Source organism: Mesorhizobium terrae, assembly GCF_008727715.1.
Taxonomy (GTDB): Bacteria; Pseudomonadota; Alphaproteobacteria; order Rhizobiales; family Rhizobiaceae; genus Mesorhizobium; species Mesorhizobium terrae.
Genome location: NZ_CP044218.1, coordinates 4325898 through 4349258 on the forward strand (window position 1 = coordinate 4325898; position 23361 = coordinate 4349258).

Here is a 23361-nt window from a genome sequence, read left to right on the forward strand (position 1 = left end):
GATGGCCGAGCGCCGGGTTCTCTCCTCACTCGACCTGTTGCCGGAAGAGTGCCAGGACGATGTGGCGTGGGCGCTGTGCCAGCTCAACCAGCGCAGCCGCACCCAGGTCGACATTCTTGCCGATCTGAACCGCCGTCTCGCCGAAAAGGGGCAGGGGCCGCTGTCGCGCTCCGCTTTTTCGCGCCGCAATGTGCGGCTGAAGCGCCGCCGCGACCGGCTGGAGGAACGCAGCGCCATCTATGCCGGGATCGCCGAGCAATTGCAGCCGGACAAGGTCGGCGATGCCGATGTGGTGCTGGGCGAACTGATCAAGACGCTGATCGACGATCTGCTCGACGAGGCCAAGACCACCAAGCAGGCGCAGGAACTTGCCGCCGCCTACAAGAATGTCGTCACCGGCCAGCAGGTCTCGGCCGACCGCCGTGCGACGGAAAACCGCCGCGCCGCCGAAAAACTCGACCGCACGGTGGAAAAAGTGGCCGAGGAGGTCTGCAGGACCGGACGGCCGGTCGATGCCGGGCAGGTGCTCGAACTGATCCGCAAGGCCTACCGGGAGGGCGCCTGATGCGGCCGATCCTCTATGGCTACCAGCGCCGCTGGTTCGACGACCGCTCCCGCTTCAAGCTGGGCAAGTTCGCGCGACAGACCGGCAAGACCTTCACGACGACGCTGGAGACCGTCGACGACAGTTTCGAACATGTAGTCAGGCAGGCGCGCACGCGCTGGGTGATCCTGTCGCGCGGCGAACGCCAGGCGCGCGAGGCGATGGACGAGGGCGTCAAGCTGCATGCCAGGGCCTATGGCATGACTTTCCAGGAGTATGAGCAGGACTACGATATCGGCGCGGTCCGATACACCGCGCTCGAAGTGGCGTTGCCGCACGGCTCGCGTATCCTGGCGCTGCCCGCCAATCCCGATACGGCGCGCGGTTTTTCGGCCAATGTCTTCCTCGACGAATTCGCCTTCCACAAGGACAGCGCCGCCATCTGGAAGGCGCTGTTTCCGGTGATCTCGGCCGGCTGGAAGCTGCGTGTCACGTCCACGCCCAACGGCAAGTCGGGCAAGTTCTACGAGCTCGACACCGGTACCGACAGCGCCTGGTCGCGCCATGCCGTCGATATCTACCAGGCGGTGGCCGACGGACTGCCGCGCGACATCGAGGAACTGCGCGCCGGCCTCGCCGACGAGGATGCCTGGGCGCAGGAATACGAGCTGAAATATCTCGACGAGGCGTCGAGCTGGTTGTCCTACGAACTGATCAGTTCGGTCGAGGATGCGCGGGCCGGCGAGCCGGAAGCCTATCAGGGCGGCGTTTGCTTCGTCGGCGTCGACATCGGCCGCCGCAACGACCTCTTCGTCATCTGGGTGCTGGAACAGGTCGGCGACGTTTTGTGGACGCGCGAGATCGTCGAGATGAAGCGCGCCACCTTCGCCGCGCAGGACCAGGCGCTGGACGAGGTGATGCGGCGCTACCGCGTCGGCCGGGCCTGCATGGACCAGACTGGCATGGGTGAAAAGCCTGTCGAGGATGCGCAGCGCCGTTATGGCGAACACCGCATCGAGGGTGTCCTGTTTACCGGGCCGAACAAGCTGGTGATGGCGACGGCGGGCAAGGAACGTTTCGAGGACCGCACCATCCGTATTCCCGAAGGGCGGCCGGCCTTGCGGTCCGACCTGCACAAATTGCGCAAGGTGGCCGGTCCGACCGGCGCGCCGCGCTTCGTCGCCGAACGCGACGACGACCATGCCGACCGCGCCTGGGCCTGTTTCCTGGCGGTCAATGCCGCCGCCGGCCCGCGTTACCAATATGGCTACGAGCCGGTTTCAAGCCGCCGTGAAGCGGCATTGAACAGGCGCGGCTTCGAGCGTGCGGACGACGATGATTTCGGCGACGACGATGCCTTTCGCGGGCCGCTCGGCGCCTCGATCCGGGGAGGGACCTGGTGATGGTGCAGATCCTCGACGCCTATGGCAGGCCGATAGACCGGAAAGCGCTGGTGCAGGAACGCGAGGGGCCGACGCTGACCGGTGTGCGCTCGCCAATGTCAGGCTATCCGGCAGACGGGCTGAACCCGATCAGGCTCGCCGCCATCCTACGCGAAGCCGACCAGGGCGACCCGGTGCGCTATCTCGAGCTCGCCGAACAGATCGAGGAACGCGACCTGCATTATCTCGGCGTCATCGGCACCCGCAAACGGTCGGTGGCGCAGCTCGAGGTGACGGTGGATGCCGCAAGCGATGCCGCCGCCGATGTCGAGAAGGCGGACCGGATCCGCGCCTGGCTGCAGCGCGACGAATTGCAGGACGAGACCTTCGACGTGCTGGACAGCGTCGGCAAGGGTTATTCCTTCACCCGCATCCAATGGGACACATCGGAAGGGCAATGGCAGCCGAAGCGGCTCGACCGCTGGGACCAGCGCTGGTTCCGTTTCGCCAGGCAGGATCTCGCCACGCCGCTGATGCTGGACGAGGACGGCCGCGAACTGCCGCTGCCGCCCGGCGAATTCATCTTCGCGGTGATGAAGGCGAAGTCCGGCCTGCCGATGCGTTCCGGCCTGGCGCGCGTCGCCGCCTGGGCCTGGATGTTCAAGGCCTTCGCCAACCGCGACTGGGCGATCTTCACCCAGACCTATGGGCAGCCGATCCGCATCGGCAAATATGGCGCCGACGCCACCGACGACGACAAGCGCAAGCTCTATCGGGCGGTGGCCAATATCGCTGGCGATTGCGCCGCGATCATGCCGGACGGCATGGCGATCGAGTTCGTCGAGGCGAAATCGATCGGCGCCTCGATCGACCTTTATGAAAAGCGCGTCGACTGGCTGGACCGGCAGGTCTCCAAGGCGGTGCTCGGCCAGACCACGACGACAGACGCCATCTCCGGCGGCCATGCCGTGTCGGAGGAACACCGCAAGGTGCAGGAGGACATCGAGCGCGCCGACGCCCGCGCGCTGGCCGCGATCCTCAACCGCGATCTGGTCAGGCTGTGGATCGACCTCGAATACGGGCCGCAGAAAGCCTATCCGCGGCTAACCATCGCCCGGCCGGAAAAGGAGGACCTGGCGCAATTGTCGACGGCGCTGTCACAGCTGGTGCCGATCGGGCTCAGGGTGCAGGCCTCGGAGATCCGCGACAAGTTCGGCCTGGCCGAACCCGGCCCGCAGGACGAGGTGCTGGCGCCGGCGGTGCCGAAAGAGCCGGGCAGGGCCGAGCGGTCGGAAAAGCCCCGAGAGAAGCCTGCGCTGCAGCATCAGCACACGCCAGCCGCCGCCTTGCCGGACGAGCTGATCGGGCAGCAGGGCGCGAATCTCGGTGCGCCGGCTGTAGCCGCGTTAGTCGACCGCGTGCGCGGGTTGGTTGGCCGCGCCGGCAGCCTGGAGGCGGCCGAGGCGGTTCTGTTTCGCGTTGCCGCGGTCGAGCGCACGCCGGCCGAGCTGGTGACCGCGCTGCGGCAGGCGATGCTTCTGGCCTGGCTGGCCGGCGAGGCGGCGGAGGTCGACCGTGGCGACTAGCGGCGTGCGTTTCGACGAGGCTATCGATTTCCTGCGACGCCGGCTGGCGCTGCCGCCCGAACGCTGGCTCGAACTGTTGCGCGCCGTCGACGCCGGGGCAACCGACCGCGCCGCCGGCATGAGCGATGCGCTGGTGCATGACATCACGCAGGCCGTGCTCGACGCGCTGGAGGAGGGCACGGGCCTGCCGGGGTTCCTGGCCGAATGGGACGGGATCGTCGAGCGGCACGGCTGGGAGAGCGACGGCCGGCGCGCCGCGCTCGCCTTTCGTATCGCCACCGCGCAGGCCTATGCCGCGGGGCGCTGGCAGCAGATCCAGCGGCTGAAACATATCAGGCCCTATCTTCGCTACGTCCATGTCGACCCGGCGCTCACGCAACCAGGCAGCCGCGAGGAACACGCCGCCTGGCATGGGGTCATCCTTCCTGTCGACCACGACTGGTGGCAAACGCATTATCCGCCGAACGGCTGGAACTGTCGCTGCTACGTGCAGTCCCTGTCGGCGCGGGATATCGCTCGCTACGGCTGGTCGGTTGATGAGGACGCGCCGCCCGAACGCACCATCATCAAGTGGCAACACGGCCGTCCGGTCGAGATGCCGGCCGGCATCGATCCGGGCTTTGGTGTGAATGTTGGGGTCGTCGGGCTCCGGTTGCCCAGTTGAAGGCCGAAACGCGGCTGAAAGCGTTCAAAACCGCTTTAGCATGCGGGAAATCGGGAAACGAAACCTCGGCATAACACGAGGCTTCGATGTGTGAACAAAATCATAGAGGTATAATAAAAGCGCAAATAAATGACCTATAGGCTCAATCATTGGAATAGAGGTGGAAATTACAGCCGCCTCGGGCCTGGTTGCAAACTATCGGCCGCGTTGAATATTGCCCGCGTCGTGCAGCTACCGATCCAATCGGCACCGGATTTAAGTCGAGATTTCGAGGCGGTGGGGATCAATTATCGCATTCGACAAAGGCTATGCTGATCGCGCTCCGATCTTGGGCAGCCGACGCAAGCTTAGATCAGATTTTGGAGCAATCGCGATGTTTACATACGTAATTCGTGCATCTGCTGCAGTGGCTATTCTTGCAGCAAGTGCTTCATATGCAATGGCGGGGAAACTTACCTGTTCACAGGGGTCGGAAGCAGTCTGCGATGCCTGGTGCGGACATGTGGGTGGCGGGATGTCTTCGAACCCGGATGGCTCGGTGAGCTGCTCTTACGCCATGGCTTCGTACAAGGCGAAAATGGACGCCAAGAAAAAATACGACATCACGAAATTGAACAAGGGCGACTGGAAAATCACGGCCGTCTCGAAGAAGAAGCCGAAAGCTAAGTAAGGCAATGGCAAACGTCTTTCCAATGTCGAGACTGCCCCCAGCGTGCCTAACGGCGCGCTGGTTGGGGCACATCCTTTTTGGCGATATCCACTTCCGTGACGACTGGATGCCATGTCGATAGCGAAATGCGGCACGCCGACTGATGGTCTCGATATTGGAGGATGCTCTTCGCTTCTTCTTCGCTTCAAGCATGGATTTGAGTGCTATCTCGCCGGTACGGCTGGAAGCTAGTGGAAGTCGCGACGCCCCAAAGCACTGTCGTCAAATGGCAGAGCGGCCGTCTGATCGAGTCGTCGGCTGGCATCGATCCGGGTGTCGACATGAATGTCGAGGCGGTCGGACTCCGGTTGCCAAGCTTAGCGCGGGATCACGGCTGAAAGCGTTTTGAATTGCTTGAGCGTGTCTGTCTTTCAACGGCGCAAGACGCAGCCGGTGCCTTTCCCTTCGTCGTCTTATGTCTTTCACTAAATGCCACGATTTGCTTGGCTGACGCTTAGTTGCTTCATCCGCTCCTCAATTTGAATTTCTGCGCGGCTGACATCCTCAGTAGGAAGGAAATGGCCGACAAGCCAGCGGCCGATATACTGCTGGATGGGGGCAGCACACTCCCTTTTGATCAAAGTAAGAACAAGCGCCCAATGGGTGGAGTGATATCGTATCATCTGTTCTAGCAGGACGCCTGTGGCCTGCTGGCAGGCGACATCGAACTGGTCGCTTACGAGCCAAAGCTGATTGAGGAACTCCACTGCTACATTGATATGCGATCGCATGTCTGCATTTTTGGTACCCATAAAATGAGCGAGCGCCTTGAAGTTTTCCAGATTTCTCTCTCGACTGTCCTCATAGGCGACAAGCAACGTGGCGGCGTCCAACGAGAGGTGGCCGTGACGATGCCACGCGAGTTTTACAACAAGATCAACATAGTCACGCTGGTCGATGGTTCCGAGTGCGCGTGCGAATGCAAACACGGCCTGAAGCCATACACCTCTGGTTGAACAGGCTGCTTCACCAAACTGGCGGAAGTTCATGTCCTCGGAGAGGAGAATGTGCTTCGTTCCTGCGAGATTAGCCGCGTCGAGCACATGGGCACCCAAGGATTGGTGGGTCAAGATCGCCAACTCAGATGGCTTGTTTTCAATAATGACCGGCCGAATATCGCAAGCTGCCTCGATCCTGGCGATTTTCTCTATGATATAGTTGCGACGAACTGCGACATCGCCTGCAGTGAATTCCTGCTTGATGTATTCGCCATCATGCCAAGCGATTGTCATCGCCTCTTGGCCAACAAATTCCTGATCGTCTCTTAGCGTTCTTAACTCATCAATAACGGATTGAGGAACTATCACCGATCCAACCACCGACTTCAGTGCTGCGAAAGCATCCATCGTGGCAACTGTCCATGCCGTGTAGGTATCAAGGACCGCGCCAGTATGTCTGTAATCGCTTAGTATTTTCTCCGCTGCTACACGCTCCGCTTCGGTGCCTGCGCACGTGCGGATATCGAAGTCGAGAAAGCGGATATAGTCCACAAAACTGATGGCGTCGCGGTCGCCCCTCGAGACAACTAGGCTGATGGGATAGTTGTTCTCCAGATAGAGATCGGCGAGCTTTCGATTGCTCTCCGATACGCGACGAACCTGATCCAGCGCTGGCTGGATATTGTCATCCTCGATCGTGACTTTGTAGAAGCCCTTGGTATCCGGAAATCTTTTCTCGAAATTCTCCATGACGTCGTGCAAAGCGTGGAGATATTTGTGCTTGATCTCTACGACACGCCACTTTCGAACCCGGCCAAAACCAGCCGGCATCTCGAATTCGTCATTGATCTTCAGACCAAGGGCCGCCGCAACAGTCGGATGAGCTGGGCTCAAGATATCCTCGGCAGGTCGATCACTGCCTTCTTCAATGAGGAACGCATGCGTCTCGTGCTTATCGCTTTCTAGGCTGACCCATGTTCCAACTGCTACGGTTTCAACAGGCGGGATGAGACCGTCCGCCGGATTCATCATGATGAGACCGAAATAGCGAAGAGCTGCGTTCTGGTCATTTCTAGCAGATCGGAGTACTTCATAGGCGTACTCGAGTGCTTTGGCTCCCTCCCCGATCTTTCGCACGATTTGGGCTAGGAACATCTTCTGACCAGGTGTTCCATCCACCGTCTTGAGATCGATTGCTTCAACGACCTCTTTCAATTCGTCATTTCGATCTGAGCGGTAGAGCACCGAGATGAGCGCAAGGTAGTTTTCAAGGTCCGGTCGTACCTGGACGGCCTTTCTGAGTGCCGCTTCTGCTTCGGAGAGGGCGCCGCGGTTGAAGTGCAACAAACCTTCAGCATTCAGGAAGAAGGGGAGTGCTCTTAACTCGACGGACAATCGTTCGAAGAAAGCCAAGGCACGCTGCCGGATGGGGTAATCATTGACCAATGCGCGTGCAAGTGTCCGCAATTCGTCATTGTCATGGTCTTCCGCTACATGATTGTCCAACAGGTCCACGACGATCGAATAATCTCCGCGCCGTGCCGCATGATGTGCCACCATCAACCTGTCCGCGACGTGACTTTCATCACTGATATGGGTGAGGGCTACTTTGTAGGTATCATCAGCAATGCCCTGAATTCCTTCTCTTCGCGCAAAGTCAGCGACGATAATGCTGGCGCGAGCATCGCCAGAGGCCTCGGAGGCAATAGAGGATATCTGTTGCCTGAGCGTTTCCTGATCACCATGACTGATCTTAATCTTTGCTAGCTTTCCGGTCGTTAAGATAGCCGGGGCTTCCGACGCTGGGATCAACAAAGCGTCATCCTCAGCGATACGCACTACTTCTTCCCAATCTCCACGTGCGGCGTGAAATCGGAACTTTAGGACAGCTGCGTCCGAACTTCTCGGTAGCTTAGCAAGGAGCGATCGAGCGAAGAGCTCGTCATCGGCGTCGATGGCGACTACGGCTGCGCGGGTAATGATCTCGACGTCATTAGGCGCTAGCGAGAGCCCTTGATGTGCGATGTCGATCGCTGCATTCAGGTTGCCGAGGGCATGAAGCGTAACCAAGATATTGCAGCAAACAGCTGCATCCTCTGGCCGTATTGCACCGTCAGCAACCCTCGCATGATCCCATCGTGAAATGAGTATTGTTGCTGCAGCTTCGAGCCTACTTCGTTCCGTCGGTGAGAGCAGGCGCCGGTTTTGAAAGCCTTCACTTGCTAATATTTCCTCGAGGTCAGCCTCCGCTGCAAATTGCATCGCATAAGGCTCCAGGGGATGTGCTTCAAACACCTTTCGAGCGATCGGCCACCAATCACCCGGCTTGCCATTGCGTCTGACGAAATCAATCCTTCCGATCTGAACTGAAGCAGTTGCGTGCAGTTGTTCAGGAACGATGCCGAGCGGATCGCTGATCGATGTATCGAACCTGGCGGCCTGTACGACGTAGCCTGCGAGCCATTCATTCGTTGGATTGGCTTCCAGCATTGAGCTTCCGAATGCCAGAACCTCCTCGTATTCCTCCCTCAGCAAGTGCCCGAAAGCCTTGTTTGCAACAGCTTTGGGCTCGTCAGGCGCGTGGCTGTAGGATGCCAGCAACATCGCGGCGGCGTCATCGTCCTTGCCGAGCGCCACCAGGCAATGGCCGATGTTCGCTTTTATGCGGAAGAGGATGCGACCGGAAGCTGATGTCTTGACACGATCCAGGAGCCTTTCCAGCAGCGGTAATGCGGTCAGCGTTTTTCCGTTGTTGTTCAGTTCGCGATATTCGTCGATCTCGGCATCGAGATGCTCCTCAAGCAAGCTCATTGCGACTGTTGTGTCACCTGGTGGCACAACCCTCAGCGCGCTTACTTCGGTGATCATTGCTTCTATACGAGAGAAGCCAGCGCTCATGTCCGCACGTGTCTCATGCTGAGCAACGAGCATCGCCCGCGTTTCGTCTAGAAGTTTCCCACTGAACGGGTCGTAGGTTGGATCGAACGAGTTGCGGGCGTCGGCATCCTCGTTGATTTTTTCTTCCAGCGTATTCCACCCCCAAACGAAGACGCGAAGTTTGTGATTTGATTTCGCTAGCTCCGTCGTGATGACACGCGCGAGTTCCTGCATCGCGACATCATCCGATGCAGTTGTCGTTATGTAGAATTCTCTAAGAAGAGGCTTGAATGTCAGAGCCTTCCGGACCTCACTGCGAACTTCTGCCTCTGTGAGGAAATGTCCTTCACTTTTGAGTTTGCATTGAATGCCAACCAGCCAATCCGTGTCATTGTCACGAATTCCGAAGAGATCGACGCCATTCTGTCGTTGCCCCCGTCGACCGTTCCGCTGCACCGATCGATCGTTGAGCAAGCTGCGCCACAGCACAACTGAAGCGCGCTCGAAAGCTTGTTCGTCAGCTGGCTTGGGGATCTGGGTTGCGGCAAGAAGTGACATGAGAGAAGCAGAGTGTGATTCGTTGTACTTGAGTGCACATTGATACAATCACATACCTTCGTCAGTTGCTGCGTCATTCAAAGTTGGAATCTGATAGTCAACAGGTAGAAAAAGAGCGGTAGAAGCAAAGCTTTGCAGAACCAATAGCGAATTGGTGCCACGCCCGCGCCGGCGGGCATGGTTTGAGCTTTTCCATGGCGGCAAGCTGCCGCCATGCTTCGCTCCTCGCTTCACTCCGCCGAAATCGCCGCCGTGGCGCTCTGCGCCGCCGTCGGCTTGCCTGAGGGCGCGCCTGATTGGGTGCATCTTCTTCCAGCCGGCGAGATCCGCACCGGCGATGGCCGGGGGCCGTACCGCGTGCCTGACGCCGCCCGCCTGGCGACTGCGAGCCTTGGCGCCGGCGAGCGGCTGCCGATCGACGAGAACCACGCCACCGATCTCGCCGCCCCGCGTGGGGAGCCTGCGCCGGCGCGCGGCTGGATCGTCGAGTTGCAGGCGCGCGCCGACGGCGTCTGGGGCAGGGTGGAATGGACCGAGGACGGCCGCCACCTGGTCGCCAGCCGCGCCTATCGCGGCATTTCGCCGGCGATCCAGCACGCCGCCGACGGCACCGTCACCGCCATCCTGCGCGCCTCGCTGGTCAACCGGCCGAACCTGCGCGGACTGACCACGCTTCACCAGGAGACAGAGATGAACCCGCTGCTCGAAAAGTTGCTCGCCGCGCTCGGCCTGCCTGCCACTACGGCCGAGGACGCGGCACTGGCCGCTGTCACCACGCTGCATGCCGAAAAGGCGAAGTCCTTGACGGCGCTGCAGGCCGCCCTCGATCCGATTGCGGTGGCGCTCGGCCTGCAGGCTGGCATCGATGCCGGCGCCGTGCTGACCGGTGCCCAGGCGCTCGCCACCGGCAAGGGCGGCAAGGACAGCGAGCAAGCCCTTACCGCGCTGCAGAGCGAGCTCGCCACCGTCACCAAGAGCCTGAATTCCCTGCAGGAGACGACAAAACGCGAGAAAGCCGAAGCCTATGTCGACGGCGCCATCAAGGCCGGTCGCGTCGGCGTCAAGCCGCTGCGCGACCGCTACATCGCCATGCACATGGCCGATCCCGCCGGCACAGCCGAACTGATCGCCGGCCTGCCAGTGCTTGGCGGCGGTGGCGAGATCGTGCCGCCGCCGGCTCCGGCGGGCGAGATCGCGCTGCAGGCGGAACAGCGCCAGGCCGCGCGCCTGCTCGGCATCGCCGAGAAGGACTATCTCGCCACGCTGAAGGCCGAACGCCAGGCCTAGCCACCTCATTCATCCGCCACCGGAGACAAAATCATGACCGCCCTGACCGCCGACCGCAACACGCCGAGGATGATCGGCGACGACCGTTCCGGCCCGATGGCGGCCGGCGTCACCATCTTCGCCGGCGCCATCGTCATGCGGGCAGTCACCGGCCATCTCACCAAGGGCCAGACGGCGCTCGGCCTGATCGGTGTCGGTCGCGCCGAGGAGCAGAAAGTCAATGCGGGCGCGGCGGGTGCGGTCGACGTCAAATACCGGCCGGGCATCTATCGCTTCGCCAATTCGGCCGTCGCCGACCTCATCTCCGCCGCCGATATCGGCGGACCGGCCTATGCCGTCGACGACCAGACGGTGGCCAAGACCAGCGCCACCAACACGCGCTCTATCGCCGGCTTCGTCGACGGGGTCGACGAGCTAGGCGTCTGGGTACGTTTCGACGAGGCGCTCGCCAAGGCCTATCTCACCTGACCGTTGGCGCTACGAAAAGGCTTTCGCTTCAACAGGATCAACGTCCATGCTCATCAACGCCGCCAATCTCGACAGCCTGCGCGTCGGCTTCAAGACCTCGTTCCAGGCCGGCCTCGGCCAGGCCTCGACCCTGCATTCGCGCATTTCGACCGGCGTGCCGTCGTCGACCAAGACGCAGAAATATGGCTGGCTCGGCAAGATCCCCAATGTGCGCGAATGGATCGGGCCGCGCGCGGTGCAGAACCTGCAGCAGCATGACTATTCGATCACCGAAAAGCCGTGGGAACTGACCATCGGCGTCGACCGCGACGACATCGAGACCGACAATCTCGGCATCTATGCGCCGATGTTCACCGAAATGGGTCAGTCGACCGGCGCCAAATGGGACCAGCTCGTCTTCAGCCTGCTGAAATCCGGCTTCTCCGAGAAGTGTTATGACGGCCAGTATTATTTCGACATCGACCATCCGGTGCTCGACGAGGCAGGCCAGCCGGTCTCGGTCGCCAACACCGATGGCGGCGCTGGCACCGCCTGGTTCCTCATGGATGCTTCGCGCGCGCTGAAACCGGTCATCCTGCAGAAGCGCCGCGATTTCGACTTCCAGGCCAAGGACAAGCTCACCGACGACAATGTCTTCATGAACAAGGAATTCGTCTATGGCGCCGACGCGCGCGCCAATGTCGGCTTCGGCTTCTGGCAGTTCTGCTGGGGCTCGCGGCAGCCACTCGACGCCGCCCGCTACGAGACCGCGCGTGTCGCCGTCTCGTCGATGAAGGGCGACTACGGCCGCCCGCTCGGCCTTACGGCAAGCCTGATGGTGGTGCCGCCGGCGCTGGAAGGCACGGCGCGCAAATTGCTCAACAACGACTATGGCGCCGGCGGCGAGACCAACCAGTGGAAAGGCACGGCCGAATTGCTGGTCGTGCCCTGGTTGGCCTGACCGTTCCCGACCCGGAGACCGCTCATGACCAGGAAATCGAAAGCCGCGGCCCAGCCGGCTGCGGAACCCCTTCAGCCTATCCAGACATCCGCGCCGGCCCCGGAGCCTGCCGGCCCGGATGCCCCGCAGCCCGCCGTCGCTGCGGGGACCCCTTTGCCCGACGATGCGCAACCAGCCGAAGAGGCGTTCCGTCTGCGCTTCCCGCTCCTGGCGGCGGCGCTCGCGGCCTGGCGAGCGGCGCATGACGCCCCGCCATCCTGCCTGCGCGTTGTTTCCCGCATCGACGGCTTCCGCCGCGCCGGCATGGCGCATAGCGCCGTTGCGGTCTTGCACGATCTGTCTGCCTTCCGGTTGCCGGAACAGGTCGAGGCGCTGCTCGCCGAGCCGATGCTCACTGTCGAGTTTGTCTGATGGCCGCCTATTGCACGCTAACCGAGCTGAAGGACCGCTATTCGGAACGGTTGCTGATCGAGTTGTCCGATCGCGGCGAGGTGCCGGCGACCGTTGTCGACGTCGCGCTGTTCAACCGGGCGATCGCCGACGCCGGCGCGCTGATCGACGGCCATCTCAAGCTGCGTTACGCGCTGCCGCTGGCCGAGGTGCCGCGCCTGGTCACCGATCTCGCCCTGCGCATCTCGATCTATTACGCGCATGGCCGCGTCGCCGCCGAAAAGATCAAGGCCGATCACGATGCCGCGTTGAGGACGCTGCGCGACATCGCCTCGGGGCTGATCCGCCTCGATGTCGCCGGCGCCGAGCCGCCGGCCTCGGCTGCAGCCGAAGTCATCACCAACGATCCGGAGCGGCCGCTCTCGGCTGCGACGCTGAAGGGCTACATCTGAGCGAGGCGGCGCGGGGCGCGCGGCTTGCCTTCGATGGTTACGAGGTCGTGCTTTCGAGCCTGAAACAAGCTGCCGTCCGGGCCGAGCGGCCGCGCGAATTGTGGGACGAGGTCGGCGCCGCGTTGGTCGTCTCGACCCAGCAGCGTTTCGAGGATGAAGAGGACCCGCAAGGCAATCCCTGGCCGCAATCGCTGCGCGCCCGTTTCTTCGGCGGCCGTACCCTGACCGATACCGCCAGCCTGGTGCAGTCGATCACCCATGAGGCGAGCGACGACGGCGTCGCCGTCGGCACCAATGTACTTTACGCCGCCATCCACCAGACCGGCGGCCGCATCGAGGCGAAGAAGGCGCGCGCGCTGCGTTTCCGGCTGCCGGGCGGCAATGGTTTTATCGCCGTCAAGGCAGTGACAATGCCGCGGCGTGCTTTCCTCGGTCTGGACGAAGCGGACGGCAAGGAGATCGCTGCGATCGCCGGCGCCTATCTCGGCGCGGAGGAGGGCGGCGATGCTGGTCGCTGAGCTCGTTGCCCGCATCGACAGCCGCGTGCCCGAGCTCGCCCGCCGGGTCGAGGGCGCCGCCGAACTGTCGGAACTGGTGCGCAAGGGCGGTCTGCCGCAGGCGCCGCGGCATGCCTTCGTCCTGCCGCTCGGCCTTGTTGCCCGCAATCAGGGCGACGCAGCGGCCGGCGCTTTCACGCAACTGGTCGACGAGGTGTTCGCCGTCATGCTGGTCATCCACGCGGCCGGCGATATCGCCGGTGCCCGTTCGCTCGCCACCGTCGACCAACTGATCTGGAAGCTGATCGCGGCACTCGCCGGCTGGGGACCGGAAGAGGCGGTTGGCGTTTTTTCGCTCCGGCGCGGTCAGCTGCTGTCGGCCGAAGCCGGAACCGTCATCTACCAGCTCGATTTCGCCATCCAGAACCAGTTGAGGGTGCTGCCATGAGCAAAAAACCGGTGGTGGAAGACAAGGCGTTGCCGGCGCCGTTGCCGTCGTCCGGTGGCAGTTTCGAGCGCCAGCCGGACGGTTCGCTGAAACGCGTCGAATTCACGGCCGAGCCGCCAGCCGGGGCGCCGTCGAAGGAGGCTTGAAATGCCGATCAAATGGAAATCGAAGATCCTGCTGTGCAAGCGCGAGACGGTCTATGGCGTCGATGCGGCGCCCACCGGTACGGTCGACGGCATCCTGGCCACCAATGTCGTGCTGTCGCCGATGGAAGGGCAGGATATCAGCCGCGAGCATGAATTGCCCTGGCTTGGGCCGCAGGCCACGGTGCCGACGCAGCTGGCGATGCGGCTGCAATACCGTGTCGAGATGGTGCCGTCCGGAACCGTCGGTGTTCCGCCGGCCTGGGGAACCTCGCTCAGGGCCTGCGCGGTTGGCCAGACGATCACGGCCGCCACATCCGTCGTCTACAATCCGATCAGCGACGGCCATGAAAGTGTCACCCATCATTTCTGGATCGGTCCGACCCGTTTCGTGCTAAAGGGCAGCCGTGGCAGCGCCGTGATGCGGATCGACGCGCAGGGCATTCCTTATTTCGAATTCGATTTCCGCGGCCTGTTTTCGCTGCCCAGCGATCCCGGGGTGCGGCCCACCGTCGACCTGACCGCCTTCCTGGCGCCCGATATCGCGACCAGCCTCAATACGCCTGTTTTCACGCTCGGCGCCGTGCCGCTGGTCTTGCGCAATTTCTCGCTCGACCTCGGCAACGACGTGCAGGGCCGTTTCCTGATCGGCGCCGAGAGCATTCTGGTCGTCGACCGCACTGATGCGATCTCGTGCCAGGTCGAGGCGGTGCCGCTTTCGACATTCGACCCCTTCGCCGCCGCCGCCGGTCAGACGCGGACAGCGCTTTCCCTGCAGCATGGCCGCAGCGCCGGCCGCAAGGCGACGCTTGCGGTTGCCGGCGCGCAATTGCAGCGGCCGAGCTTCGCCAACCAGCAGAACATCCTGGAATGGGTGCTGCCGATGGTGCCGCTGACGACCGCCGGCAACGATCAATGGACGCTGACGCTGACCTGACGGGAGGATTTGATGTTTCGCCTCGATGCCAATCCGAGTTTCTGGACGACGGTTGCGGTGCGCTCGCCGGATGGCGAGACTGAGCTCGGTTCCTTCCGCGCCGAGTTCCGGGCGCTGACCATCTCCGAGCTGGAGGGTTTCGACATAACCACCGGCGCCGGCGCACGCGCGCTCTTGGAGGCAGCCCTTGCCGCCATCGACGAGGTCGAGGACGACGACGGTTCGCCGCTGGCGCTGACCCCGCAGAGCTTCGCGCGCCTCGCCGACATCAACCATGTCCGCCAGGCGCTGCTGACCGCCTTTCTCGGCGCCATCGGCGGAGCCCGCCGGGGAAACTGAAGGCGGCCGCGCGGGCCTGGGCGGCCGGCGGCCTCGTCGAGACAAGCGCCCGCACCGATCTGGAGGATTTATCCCATGCCGCGCTCGATGACGCGCGCGCCTTCGCCGTGCCGCAGGATCAGCTGCTTGCCCTTGCCGAACGGCTGGCCGGGCATCGGCCGGGCGGTTTTGCCGGCGTGTGGCCGGAAAATGCAGCGGCGGTCGAGGCCTTCCTTGCCGCCGCCAGCCAATGGCGCACCACGCTTGGCCTGGAGGACGGGAGGCTGCGCGCCGTCTTCATCGGCCTCGATTATGCCGGTGCCGCCGTCGCTTTTGGCGCGGCCGGCATCCACCTCGACCGAAAGCTGCTGGCCGATCTGCAGACCCTCGAAGCCGCTGCGCGCGATGCGCTCAACGGGGCGCTGAGATGACGCTGAGGCTGGCGCTCGTCATCGACGGAGATGCCAAGGGTGCCCGCCAGGCGCTCGACGAGACGGCGCGCGGCGTCGAGGATCTCGGCAAGAAGGCGGCCAAGACGTCCGGCGATCTCGACAAGGTGACGGCGCGCGACACCAAAAAGCCGATCGAATGGGCGCCGGTCAACGAAGAGCTGGACAAGCTTGCCAGGAAGGCGCCGCCGGCGGCCGATGCGCTGGACAAGGTCGGCGCCGGGCTCGGTGACACTGCGCGCGCGGCGCCGGGCGCAGCAACCGGTCTCGGCGATGTCGGCAAGGCGGCCGGCGGCGCCGCCGACCATCTTGGCCGCTTCCGGGGCGCAACGGTCGGGCTGCTCGCCGGTCTCGCAGGCGGCGTTGCCGGTGCGGCCGTCGCCGCCGGCCTCGGTTTCGCCACCGAAGCTTTCGTCTCCTATGCCCGCGAGGTGTTCGACAACACGCCGCGCATCAACCGCGATCTCAAGGAACACACCGAACTCATCCGTCGCATCAAGGGCGCCTATGACGAGGCGAGGGGCGGGGCCTCCTCCTACGGTCTCGAGAGCAGCTCGCTTTTGCGCTTCCAGGCGCAGCAGGACATCGGCCGCCTCGAAAAGGACGTCGAACTGGCGATCGGCGACTTCAACGGTCGCGACCTGTTCGGCCCGCTGGCGCTGCAGAACGGGCTCGAAACCTTCCTCGAGGATTTCGGCGCCGTCGGTGAGGCGGTGTTGAAGCTGCGCCGGCAGCTGGCCGAGGGCAAGGCCGACCTCATCGCCTTCCGCAACGAAATCGGCAAGGCGGCCGAGGAACTGCCGGTCGGCTCACCCTTGCGCCAGACCGCCGAGCGGCTGATCGCCGACACCGAGCAGGCGGCCAAATTGCAGGCCGAGCTCGCCCGCGCCAAGGATCTGTTGAAGGGGCTGACCGGCGATGCCGAGGCGGCCGCGACAGCGCTGGGCGGCTCGGCCGAGAAATATCGCGACATCGGCGGCAGTGCCGCCGCGGCCAACGCGCCGATATCGGGCGTTTCCGGCGAGATCGCCGCCTCCGGCACCGCCGCCGGCGCGGCCAACGCGCAGCTTGCCGAATATGAGCGGCTGCTGCGTTCGATTTCCGGTCTTTCGGTGCAACCGACGCTCCCGGCTGGGCCGGGCGGATTGCCGGCGGGCGGTTTCGCCGCCGGCGGCTATACCGGCCATCTGCCGGCCGACCGCGTCGCCGGCTTCGTGCACGGCCGGGAATTCGTCTTCGACGCGGCCTCAACCGCCCGCATCGGCGTCGCCAATCTGGAGGCGATGCGCACCGGCATTTCCGGCTACGCCTCCGGCGGTTTTGTCGGTAATAGTGCGGCCTATGCCCGGCGCGGCGGAGCCGGCGGCAGTGCGGCGGAACTCGCCGACGAGTTCGGCGCGCTGCAAGGCGTCATGCACCAGTTCGGCATGACGGTCTGGCGGGCCGGCAGCGCCGGCGAAGCGCTTGGCGGCGTCATCCAGATGGTCTCGCAGCGTTTCCTCGATTTTTCGCTGCGCGCGCTCGACCAGGCCTTGTTCGGCGGCCGAGGCGGCGGGCTTGGCATGCTCGGCGACCTGTTCGGTCTCAACGCGCTCAACATGTTCCCGGCCGCTCCGGGCGCGCTTGGCGTCGGTCTCTACCATGGCGGCGGCCCCGTCGGTGCCGCGCCCGGACCAACGCGCCGGGTGCCGCCGTCGCTGTTCGTCGGCGCGCCGCGCCTGCATGGCGGCGGCTGGCTGAAACCCGGCGAGCGACCGGTGATCGCCATGGACGGCGAGGAGATCGGCTGGCCGGAAGACCTGCAGCGCAAATATGGCGGCGGCCGGACGGTGGTCAACAATTGGCATGTCGAGACGCCGAACCCGAAAGCCTTCGCCGAAAGCCGGGCGCTCGCCGCCCGCGCCGCCGGGCGATTGGCGGCGCGCAGCGGCAGGTATTCGTGATGGCGATCCCGTTCCTCGAGGAGCAGCTCTTCCCGGTCCATGTCTCGTCGGGTTCCGCCGGCGGGCCGGACTGGCCGGCCGAAATCATCGAAAAATCTTCCGGCCATGAGGAGCGCAACACCCGCATCGCGCAGCCCTTGCGTTTCTACGATGCCCGCTACGGCGTGCGCACGCCGGATGAGCTCTACCAGGTGCTGGAGCTCTATTACGTCGCCATGGGCCGGCTGAAGGGCTTTCGGCTGAAGGACTGGTCCGACTACCGTTCGCGCGGGCCGCACCAGCCGGTGAGCCGAACCGACCAGGATCTCGGCACCGGCGACGGCGTGCGCAGGACCTTCCAGCTGGTCAAACGTTATGCGCGGGGTCCGCACGAATTCTTCCGGCCGATCGGCAAGCCGGTGGCTGGCACGGTGCAGATCGGCATTGGCGGTGCGGCGGCCACCGGTTGGACGCTCGATGCCGCGACCGGCATCGTCACCTTCGCCGTTGCCCCGGCCGCCGGTGCCGCGCTCAGCTGGGGCGGCGAATTCCACGTGCCGGTGCGCTTCGACTGCCGCCTCGACCAGATAAGCCATCGCACGGCGACGCTCGGCGACATTCCGTCCATTCTCCTGAAGGAGATCCGGCCATGATGGCGCTGCCGGCAGGCCTCGCCGCGCTTGTCGCGTCCGGCGTCACCACGCTTTGCCATTGCTGGCGTTTCCAGCGTCGCGACGGGCTGGTGCTGGGCTTCACCGACCATGACCGCGACCTTGTCTTCGGCGGTGTCACCTATCAGGCCGAAACCGGTTTCACCGCCGCCGAGACCGAAAGCTCGCTCGGCCTTGCCGTCGATACCGACGAGGTTTCCGGCGCGGTCTCGGCCGATGCCATCGCCGATGCCGACATCGCGCTCGGTCTCTGGGACGACGCCGATGTCGAGGTCTGGATCGTCGACTGGACGCAGGTCGATAACCGCTTGCTCGAGCGGGCGGGCTCGCTCGGCGAAGTGACGCGTGGCGACCTTGCCTACGAGGCCGAGATCCGCGGCCTCGTCCATCGCCTCAACCAGGACGAGGGCAGCACCTACCAGCGCCAGTGCGACGCGGTGCTAGGCGACGCCCGCTGCGGCGTCGACCTGACCAATCCGGCCCGTCGCGGCGCCGGCACCGTGCTCGGCGCGAGCGACGACCGGCTGCTTGTGGTCTCCGGTCTCGCCGGTTTCGCCAGCGACCTGTTCACCCATGGCGTGCTTGCCTGGACCGCCGGCGCCAACAAGGGCGCCCGCGTCGAACTGCGCGGCCATGCGGGCGACAGGCTCGTTCTGTGGCGTCGTGCCGCCCGGCCGGTCGTTGCCGGCGATGCCTTCGTTGTCACCGCCGGCTGCGCCCGCACCTTCGATATGTGCCGTTCGCGTTTCGGCAACGGCGCCAATTTCCGGGGCTTCCCGCACATTCCGGGCAATGATTTCGCGCTCGGCATCGCCAAGAAATCGGAGGTGAACGATGGTTCGTCCTTCTTCCGATGAGGTTTTCCGCGCGGCAATCGTTGCCGAGGCACGCGGCTGGATCGGCACGCCCTATCGCCACCAGGCGTCGCTGAAGGGTATCGGCGCCGATTGCATCGGCCTGGTGCGCGGCGTCTGGCGCGCCTTCCATGGCGAGGACCCCGAACCGCTGCCGGCCTATAGCGGCGACTGGGCGGAGACGACCGGCGAGGAAACCTTGCTCGATGCCGCGCATCGCCACTTCACCGCCGTGCCGGTCGCGGCGATGCGGCCTGGCGACGTCTTGGTCTTTCGCTGGCGGCCTTCGCTGCCGGCCAAGCATTGCGGTTTCCTGGTCGAGCCGGAACGGCTCCTGCATGCCTACCAGTCGGCCGGCGTCGTCGCCGAGGGCTGGCTGGCGCCGCAATGGCGCGCCCGCATCGCCGGTGTCTTTTGCCTGCCGGGGAGGGCGTGATGGCAACCATCCTGCTCGGCCTTGCCGGTGCGTCGCTAGGGGCGGCCTTCGGACCGATCGGACTGATCGCCGGCCGCGCCATCGGCGCGCTGATCGGCTCGATGGCCGACCAGGCTCTGGTCTCGGCGCTGACACCGACGCAGAAACGCGAAGGCCCGCGTCTCACCAGCTCCGACGTGCAGACCTCGACCGAAGGCAGCCCGATCAACCGGCTTTACGGCCGCGCCCGCACCGCCGGCCATTTGTTCTGGGCGACGCGGTTCGAGGAGGAGATCCGCAAGGAGAAATCCGGCGGCAAGGGTTTCGGCGGGCCGAAGGTCGAGACCACGACCTACGTCTACCACGCCAATTTCGCGGTCGGCCTGTGCGAGGGGCCGGTCGCCGGCATCGGCCGCATCTGGGCGGACGGCAAGGAGATCGACCAGGACGAGGTCGAATTCCGTTTCCATCCGGGTTCGGAAAGCCAGCTCGCCGATCCGCTGATCGAGGTCAAGGAGGGTGCGGCGCCGGCCTATCGCGGGCTTTGCTACATCGTCTTCGAACGGCTCGACCTGACCGCCTATGGCAACCGCATCCCGCAGATCAACGCAGAAGTGTTTCGCCTTGTCGGCGCGCTGGAAACACAGGTGGAGGCCGTGGCGCTGATCCCCGGCAACGAACATGGGCTGGACACGCGCCATGTCTGGGTCAAGGACGGCGAGAGCCAGAACCGCCACACGCTTCTGGCCGCGACCGATATCGCCGCCTCGATCGACCGGCTGCAAATGTTGTGCCCGGCGCTGAAGAGCGTGATGCTGGTCGTGTCCTGGTTCGGCACCGATCTGCGCTGCGGCGCCTGTCGCGTCGAGCCGCGCATCGAGGCGGTCAAGACCACCGAGCCGGTGACGTGGCGTGTCGCCGGCCTGACCAGGCAGACCGCGACCTTGGTCTCCACCATCGAGGGCGCGCCAGCCTATGGCGGCACGCCGGACGACGCCTCGGTCATCCGCTGCATCCAGGCGCTGAAGGCGAGGGGGCTCGATGTCTGCCTGCTGCCCTTCATCATGATGGATGTGCCGCACGGTAATGCCTTGCCCAACCCCTATTCGGCGGGGGCGTCGTCTCCCGGCCAGCCGGCCTATCCGTGGCGCGGCCGCATGTCTTGCTCGCCGGCGCCGGGTTTCGCCGGTTCACCCGACAAGACGACCGCGGCCGCCGATCAGGTCGCTTCCTTCGTCGGCACGGCGCGCGCCGTGCATTTCGGCGGCTCCGGCACCACCGTCACCTATTCCGGCCCGGCCGAGTGGAGCTTCCGCCGCTTTATCCTGCACAATGCCAGGCTGGCGGCGCTGGCCGGCGGTGTGGAGTCCTTCCTGATCGGCTCGGAGCTGGTCGGGCTATCGCAGGTGCGCTCGTCCGGCTCGACCTATCCGTTCGTCGACGCGCTGAAGGCGCTGGCGGCCGAGGCGCGCGTCATGCTGGGCGCTGGCGTGAAGCTCGGCTACGCCGCCGACTGGTCGGAATATCACAGCCACCGGCCGGGCGACGGTTCGGGCGACGTCTTCTTCAACCTCGATCCGCTCTGGGCCGATGCCAATATCGACTTTATCGGCATCGACAATTACCTGCCGCTGTCGGACTGGCGCGACGGCTCGGCGCATCTGGATTTCGACCCGGCCGGACCGTCGACCATCTATGACCAGGCCTATCTTCGCGGCAACGTCGCCGGCGGCGAATATTTCGACTGGTTCTACGCCTCGGAGGCCGCGCGTAACGCGCAGGCACGCACGCCGATCACCGACGGCGCCCATGGCGAGCCCTTCGTTTTCCGCAACAAGGACATTCTGGGCTGGTGGCGGAATGCCCATCACAACCGGCCGGGCGGGGTTCGGAGCGGCGGCTCGACCAGCTGGGTGCCGCGTTCGAAGCTGTTGCGTTTCACCGAATTGGGCTGCCCGGCCGTCGACAAGGGCTCCAACCAGCCGAACCTTTTCCCTGATCGCCGCTCCTCGGAGGGCGGCTTTCCGTGGTTTTCCAGCCGTGCCCGCGACGACCAGATGCAACGCAGCTGGCTGGAGGCGATGATCGGTCACTATGCGCTGGCCGCCAACAATCCGGTCTCGCCGGCCTATGGCGGCCGCATGGTCGATCTTGGTCATTCCAACATCTGGTGCTGGGACACGCGACCCTGGCCGTCCTTCCCGGTGAGTTCGGGCCTGTGGGGCGATTGGCGCAACTGGCAGACCGGACACTGGCTGTCCGGCCGACTGGGCACGGCGCCGGCGGCCGAAACCATTCGCGCCATCCTCAACGATGCCGGTTTCAGCCACTATGCCATCGAACCCATCCCGGGCGTCGTCGACGGCGTGACGGTCGGCAACCTGACCTCGGCGCGCGCTTTGCTCGATGCGTTGCGGCCTGCCTACCAGTTCGACGCGGTCGAAAGCGGCGGCATCGTCAAGTTCCTCGCCCGCCATGGCCGCGCACCTGTCGCCACCATCACGGCCGACGAACTGGTGGTGGCGAGCGATGCGCCGGCGCGTTTTCGCCGGACGCGGGCGCAGGAGACCGACCTGCCGGACGCGGTCAAGCTGCGTTATGGCGACCAGTCGCGCGACGACCAGGCCGGCGCCGCCGAGGCGCGGCGCTCGGCCGGCTCGTCGCGTCGCGTCGTCGATTTCTCGCCGCCCGTGGTGATGGGCGAGACCCGTGCCCGCGAGATCGCGGAGTTGGAGCTCAATGCCGCCTGGGTCGGCCGCGAACGTTATGCCTTTGCGCTGGCACCATCGCGGCTGGCGCTGGAGCCGGGCGACGTCGTCGCCTTCCAGCCGGCCGGGCAGGCGGTGCGCATCGAGCGCGCGGCGATTGGCGAGGCGCGCCGCATCGAGGCCTTTGAGGTCGATCCGCTCGCCGGCGGCAGTTTCGGCACCGACCCGACCGGCGGCCAGCAGCCGCCACGGCAGCCGATCGTGCCGGCGCAGGTGATTGTCGCCGACGCGCCGCTGCTGCGCGACGGTGATATTGCGCACGCGCCTTACGTCGCCGGCGTTATGTCGCCGTTCCGCAGCGGCATCGCCTTGTGGCGTTCGCCCTCCGATGCGGGTTTCGAACTCGACACGCTGCTGCCGGTGCCGGGCGCGATCGGCCGCACCGCTTCGCCGCTCCATAGCGGGCCGGTGGGCCGCTGGGACCGGGTCAACCGGCTCGACGTCGAGTTGCTGCGTGGCACGCTGGCATCGGTGCCGGAGCTTGCCGTGCTCAATGGCGCCAACGCCATGCTGGTCGAGAATGCCGATGGCGAATGGGAGGTGCTGCAATTCGCCAATGTCACGTCGACCGGCGCGCGCACGTTCCGGCTTGCCGGTCTCCTGCGCGGCCAGCGCGGCTCGGAGCACGCGATGCGCGCGCCGGTGGCCGCAGGCGCGCGCTGCCTGATGCTCGATCCGAGCGTCGCCCAGGCGACCTTGCCGGCCTCGCTGCTCGGCCTGCCGCTCAATTGGCGCGCCGGCTCGGCCGAGCGTGGCGTCGCCGATCCCGGCGTGTCGTCTTTCACGATGACGCTGCGCGGGCGCGGGCGGCGACCGCTTTCCCCGGCGCGGCTGATCGGCCGCCGTAGCGAGACCGGCGATTGGCGGCTCAGCTGGATCAGGCGCAGCCGCATCGGTGGCGACAGCTGGGACGAGGTGCCGCTCGGCGAGGAACGTGAGGCCTACCGACTGGAGATCCTGGACGGTGCCGGCGGCACGGTTCTGCGTACCTTCGAGACCACCGTGCCCGAGCAGACCTACACGGCCGCTTCTCAGGTTGCCGATTTCGGCGCGCAGCGCACCGCCTTCCATGCCCGCGTCGCGCAGCGCAGCACCAGCTACGGGCCGGGCATCTTCCTTGAAACCCTGGTCACCATTTGACGGA

Annotated in this window: 22 protein-coding genes; 21 read left to right on the plus strand and 1 reads right to left on the minus strand. The window is 64.7% G+C overall.

The features are described from left to right. Window position 1 precedes the first annotated feature (1 nt). The 5 genes from FZF13_RS22125 to FZF13_RS22145 all read left to right on the plus strand — a co-directional run bounded on the left by FZF13_RS22125 (window position 2) and on the right by FZF13_RS22145 (window position 4846). Window positions 2-565, plus strand: a complete 564-nt coding sequence (locus FZF13_RS22125) for a phage protein Gp27 family protein (RefSeq protein WP_024925155.1) — start codon at window positions 2-4, stop codon at window positions 563-565. Beyond that, window positions 565-1947, plus strand: coding sequence for a phage terminase large subunit family protein (locus FZF13_RS22130; RefSeq protein WP_036253504.1), 1383 nt, complete (start codon window positions 565-567; stop codon window positions 1945-1947). Before FZF13_RS22125 ends, FZF13_RS22130 begins: the two co-directional genes overlap by 1 nt. Beyond that, window positions 1947-3512, plus strand: a complete 1566-nt coding sequence (locus FZF13_RS22135; RefSeq protein ID WP_024925156.1) for a DUF935 domain-containing protein — start codon at window positions 1947-1949, stop codon at window positions 3510-3512. Before FZF13_RS22130 ends, FZF13_RS22135 begins: the two co-directional genes overlap by 1 nt. A 4-nt stretch (window positions 3513-3516) precedes the next feature. Then, window positions 3517-4176, plus strand: coding sequence for a phage head morphogenesis protein (locus FZF13_RS22140; RefSeq protein WP_036257077.1), 660 nt, complete (start codon window positions 3517-3519; stop codon window positions 4174-4176). A 373-nt stretch (window positions 4177-4549) separates the two neighbouring features. Further along, a complete protein-coding gene (locus FZF13_RS22145; protein WP_139116469.1) occupies window positions 4550-4846 on the plus strand; it encodes a hypothetical protein in 297 nt (98 codons plus the stop codon). 464 nt (window positions 4847-5310) lie between these two features. On the opposite strand, the gene FZF13_RS22150 is transcribed toward FZF13_RS22145, so the two are convergent. After that, entirely contained in the window at window positions 5311-9258 is a 3948-nt protein-coding gene (locus tag FZF13_RS22150; RefSeq protein ID WP_024925158.1) for a PIN domain-containing protein, read from the minus strand. Between the two features lie 213 nt (window positions 9259-9471). On the opposite strand from FZF13_RS22150, the gene FZF13_RS22155 reads away from it, so the two are divergent. From FZF13_RS22155 to FZF13_RS22225, 16 genes are all read left to right on the plus strand, one after another. After that, complete coding sequence (locus tag FZF13_RS22155) at window positions 9472-10545, plus strand: phage protease (protein ID WP_024925159.1); 1074 nt, start codon at window positions 9472-9474, stop codon at window positions 10543-10545. Window positions 10546-10578: 33 nt separating this feature from the next. Further along, window positions 10579-11013, plus strand: a complete 435-nt coding sequence (locus FZF13_RS22160; protein WP_024925160.1) for a hypothetical protein — start codon at window positions 10579-10581, stop codon at window positions 11011-11013. Between the two features lie 46 nt (window positions 11014-11059). Next, entirely contained in the window at window positions 11060-11953 is an 894-nt protein-coding gene (locus FZF13_RS22165) for a Mu-like prophage major head subunit gpT family protein (RefSeq protein WP_024925161.1), read from the plus strand. Between the two features lie 24 nt (window positions 11954-11977). Beyond that, a complete protein-coding gene (locus FZF13_RS22170) occupies window positions 11978-12364 on the plus strand; it encodes a hypothetical protein (RefSeq protein ID WP_024925162.1) in 387 nt (128 codons plus the stop codon). Next, window positions 12364-12795 carry a gp436 family protein gene (locus FZF13_RS22175; protein WP_024927270.1) on the plus strand — a complete coding sequence of 144 codons (432 nt, stop codon included), beginning with the start codon at window positions 12364-12366 and terminating at the stop codon, window positions 12793-12795. Before FZF13_RS22170 ends, FZF13_RS22175 begins: the two co-directional genes overlap by 1 nt. A gap of 47 nt (window positions 12796-12842) precedes the next feature. Further along, on the plus strand, window positions 12843-13313 hold the full coding sequence (locus FZF13_RS22180; RefSeq protein WP_024922163.1) for a phage virion morphogenesis protein: 471 nt from the start codon (window positions 12843-12845) through the stop codon (window positions 13311-13313). Further along, window positions 13300-13740 carry a phage tail terminator protein gene (locus tag FZF13_RS22185; RefSeq protein WP_024922164.1) on the plus strand — a complete coding sequence of 147 codons (441 nt, stop codon included), beginning with the start codon at window positions 13300-13302 and terminating at the stop codon, window positions 13738-13740. The genes FZF13_RS22180 and FZF13_RS22185 overlap by 14 nt, the downstream gene beginning before the upstream one ends. Further along, window positions 13737-13886 (plus strand): hypothetical protein, encoded by a 150-nt coding sequence (locus FZF13_RS29035; RefSeq protein ID WP_161773070.1) that lies wholly within the window; start codon window positions 13737-13739, stop codon window positions 13884-13886. The genes FZF13_RS22185 and FZF13_RS29035 overlap by 4 nt, the downstream gene beginning before the upstream one ends. A gap of 1 nt (window position 13887) precedes the next feature. Further along, entirely contained in the window at window positions 13888-14820 is a 933-nt protein-coding gene (locus FZF13_RS22190) for a phage tail tube protein (RefSeq protein ID WP_024922165.1), read from the plus strand. Between the two features lie 12 nt (window positions 14821-14832). Further along, entirely contained in the window at window positions 14833-15159 is a 327-nt protein-coding gene (locus FZF13_RS22195; protein WP_024922166.1) for a hypothetical protein, read from the plus strand. Between the two features lie 107 nt (window positions 15160-15266). Further along, a complete protein-coding gene (locus tag FZF13_RS22200) occupies window positions 15267-15569 on the plus strand; it encodes a DUF1799 domain-containing protein (RefSeq protein WP_024922167.1) in 303 nt (100 codons plus the stop codon). Continuing rightward, a complete protein-coding gene (locus FZF13_RS22205) occupies window positions 15566-17530 on the plus strand; it encodes a hypothetical protein (protein ID WP_024922168.1) in 1965 nt (654 codons plus the stop codon). The genes FZF13_RS22200 and FZF13_RS22205 overlap by 4 nt, the downstream gene beginning before the upstream one ends. Further along, window positions 17530-18162 carry a DUF2460 domain-containing protein gene (locus tag FZF13_RS22210; RefSeq protein WP_036254742.1) on the plus strand — a complete coding sequence of 211 codons (633 nt, stop codon included), beginning with the start codon at window positions 17530-17532 and terminating at the stop codon, window positions 18160-18162. The genes FZF13_RS22205 and FZF13_RS22210 overlap by 1 nt, the downstream gene beginning before the upstream one ends. Further along, window positions 18159-19037: a DUF2163 domain-containing protein gene (locus FZF13_RS22215; protein ID WP_024922170.1), complete on the plus strand. Its 879-nt coding sequence runs from the start codon at window positions 18159-18161 to the stop codon at window positions 19035-19037. Before FZF13_RS22210 ends, FZF13_RS22215 begins: the two co-directional genes overlap by 4 nt. Then, window positions 19015-19470, plus strand: a complete 456-nt coding sequence (locus FZF13_RS22220) for an NlpC/P60 family protein (protein WP_024922171.1) — start codon at window positions 19015-19017, stop codon at window positions 19468-19470. Before FZF13_RS22215 ends, FZF13_RS22220 begins: the two co-directional genes overlap by 23 nt. Then, a complete protein-coding gene (locus FZF13_RS22225; RefSeq protein WP_024922172.1) occupies window positions 19470-23357 on the plus strand; it encodes a baseplate multidomain protein megatron in 3888 nt (1295 codons plus the stop codon). Before FZF13_RS22220 ends, FZF13_RS22225 begins: the two co-directional genes overlap by 1 nt. The last annotated feature ends 4 nt before the right edge of the window (window positions 23358-23361 follow it).

What these genes read in the sequence shown, in the direction of transcription:
- FZF13_RS22125 (WP_024925155.1), top strand. Translation starts at nt 2, where the DNA reads ATGGCCGAGCGCCGGGTTCTCTCCTCACTCGACCTGTTGCCGGAAGAG.
- FZF13_RS22130 (WP_036253504.1), top strand. Translation starts at nt 565, where the DNA reads ATGCGGCCGATCCTCTATGGCTACCAGCGCCGCTGGTTCGACGACCGC.
- FZF13_RS22135 (WP_024925156.1), top strand. Translation starts at nt 1,947, where the DNA reads ATGGTGCAGATCCTCGACGCCTATGGCAGGCCGATAGACCGGAAAGCG.
- FZF13_RS22145 (WP_139116469.1), top strand. Translation starts at nt 4,550, where the DNA reads ATGTTTACATACGTAATTCGTGCATCTGCTGCAGTGGCTATTCTTGCA.
- FZF13_RS22150 (WP_024925158.1), bottom strand. Translation starts at nt 9,258, where the DNA reads ATGTCACTTCTTGCCGCAACCCAGATCCCCAAGCCAGCTGACGAACAA.
- FZF13_RS22155 (WP_024925159.1), top strand. Translation starts at nt 9,472, where the DNA reads ATGCTTCGCTCCTCGCTTCACTCCGCCGAAATCGCCGCCGTGGCGCTC.
- FZF13_RS22160 (WP_024925160.1), top strand. Translation starts at nt 10,579, where the DNA reads ATGACCGCCCTGACCGCCGACCGCAACACGCCGAGGATGATCGGCGAC.
- FZF13_RS22165 (WP_024925161.1), top strand. Translation starts at nt 11,060, where the DNA reads ATGCTCATCAACGCCGCCAATCTCGACAGCCTGCGCGTCGGCTTCAAG.
- FZF13_RS22170 (WP_024925162.1), top strand. Translation starts at nt 11,978, where the DNA reads ATGACCAGGAAATCGAAAGCCGCGGCCCAGCCGGCTGCGGAACCCCTT.
- FZF13_RS22175 (WP_024927270.1), top strand. Translation starts at nt 12,364, where the DNA reads ATGGCCGCCTATTGCACGCTAACCGAGCTGAAGGACCGCTATTCGGAA.
- FZF13_RS22185 (WP_024922164.1), top strand. Translation starts at nt 13,300, where the DNA reads ATGCTGGTCGCTGAGCTCGTTGCCCGCATCGACAGCCGCGTGCCCGAG.
- FZF13_RS29035 (WP_161773070.1), top strand. Translation starts at nt 13,737, where the DNA reads ATGAGCAAAAAACCGGTGGTGGAAGACAAGGCGTTGCCGGCGCCGTTG.
- FZF13_RS22190 (WP_024922165.1), top strand. Translation starts at nt 13,888, where the DNA reads ATGCCGATCAAATGGAAATCGAAGATCCTGCTGTGCAAGCGCGAGACG.
- FZF13_RS22195 (WP_024922166.1), top strand. Translation starts at nt 14,833, where the DNA reads ATGTTTCGCCTCGATGCCAATCCGAGTTTCTGGACGACGGTTGCGGTG.
- FZF13_RS22205 (WP_024922168.1), top strand. Translation starts at nt 15,566, where the DNA reads ATGACGCTGAGGCTGGCGCTCGTCATCGACGGAGATGCCAAGGGTGCC.
- FZF13_RS22210 (WP_036254742.1), top strand. Translation starts at nt 17,530, where the DNA reads ATGGCGATCCCGTTCCTCGAGGAGCAGCTCTTCCCGGTCCATGTCTCG.
- FZF13_RS22215 (WP_024922170.1), top strand. Translation starts at nt 18,159, where the DNA reads ATGATGGCGCTGCCGGCAGGCCTCGCCGCGCTTGTCGCGTCCGGCGTC.
- FZF13_RS22220 (WP_024922171.1), top strand. Translation starts at nt 19,015, where the DNA reads ATGGTTCGTCCTTCTTCCGATGAGGTTTTCCGCGCGGCAATCGTTGCC.
- FZF13_RS22225 (WP_024922172.1), top strand. Translation starts at nt 19,470, where the DNA reads ATGGCAACCATCCTGCTCGGCCTTGCCGGTGCGTCGCTAGGGGCGGCC.